Below are 1090 nucleotides of genomic sequence, written 5' to 3' on the forward strand. Positions count from 1 at the left end.
CCGGACACCCCCCGAAAGGTAATCGGTGTAGGTCACCAGCGTGCCTTGCGCGGAGGGCTGTGACTCAGCGCGCGCGCGGCCTAACGCGTCGTAGCTGGTGGTAATGCCGACTCCCATCGTTGCCCGACCAACGTCGCCGTCGACGGCATACGAGGCGAACGTCTTGTTGCCCCGCCAGTCAAAGTCATTCCGTGTAGAGACAAACCGGTCCGTGGTGCCGACCTGGCCCTTGCCGGTGGCAACCGGCCGCAACATGGCGTCAAAGTCCGTGCGGTCGTACTGGATGCCTTGTGTGACTTCGCGCACCCAGTGGTTACCGCCAACGTCGCGCGCGTCAGGGCTGACTGTGTAAGCGAACAGCTTCGGGGCCAGGCTTGGCGAGTCGCCCGCGGGGTAGTCGATGCGCAACACGCGGCCGATGCCGTCATAGGCGTACGACGTTGTCGAACCCGCCTGGTCAGTGATGGACGCAATCTGTCCGAAGTCGTCGACAGCGACCGCTTCCACGGTGCCATTCGGGTGGAGGGCGTTGATGTCCGGAAACGTAATGGTCTGCGGAATGCCGAGCTTGTAGTTGTCCAGATGCGTCGTATTGGAATTGGCGTCCTGGAACGTGGCCAACTGTCCCTGGGGGTTGAACGAATACGTCATCATCGTCTGGCCGAAATGCTTTCGCATCTGGGGCACCAGCGTCGTCAGGTCGTAGGTGGTCTCACTAACGACTTCATTCCTGGTCAGGTTCGTGTAAACCGTGGGAAGTCCGATGACACTGCGTGATGTGTCGTCCAGGAAGTCCTGTTTTTCATCGACGGAAARGCCAAAACTGCTGCTGCGACGTGTGGACGACGCACGGGCGTAGGTGTCGAAGGCAAGTGCCTGCCAGGTATAGGTGTCGCCTTCTTCCGTGACGGACTTTTGCAGCTGCGGGGATTCGCCTTCCTGGCGGTCTAGGTTGGCCATGATATTGAAGCCGCCCCCGTACACCGCAGGCCACGGCCCCTGATTGTATGGCGCGTAAGAGAACGCTTCTGTTCGCAGCAGCGTGCCAGTCGTGTCGCCCTGGAAGTACTCGGTCTTGAGGGGCTTACCC

At 60.8% G+C, this 1090-nt stretch carries 1 protein-coding gene; it reads right to left on the bottom strand.

The annotated features are described in order from the left end of the window. The coding region (locus AC1DSN_RS23025) for an RHS repeat domain-containing protein (RefSeq protein WP_477333203.1) at nucleotides 1-960 on the bottom strand (960 nt) is incomplete at its 3' end. Between the last annotated feature and the right edge of the window lie 130 nt (nucleotides 961-1090).

It is taken from the genome of Luteibacter sp. P4_D7_3 (genome assembly GCF_056401735.1).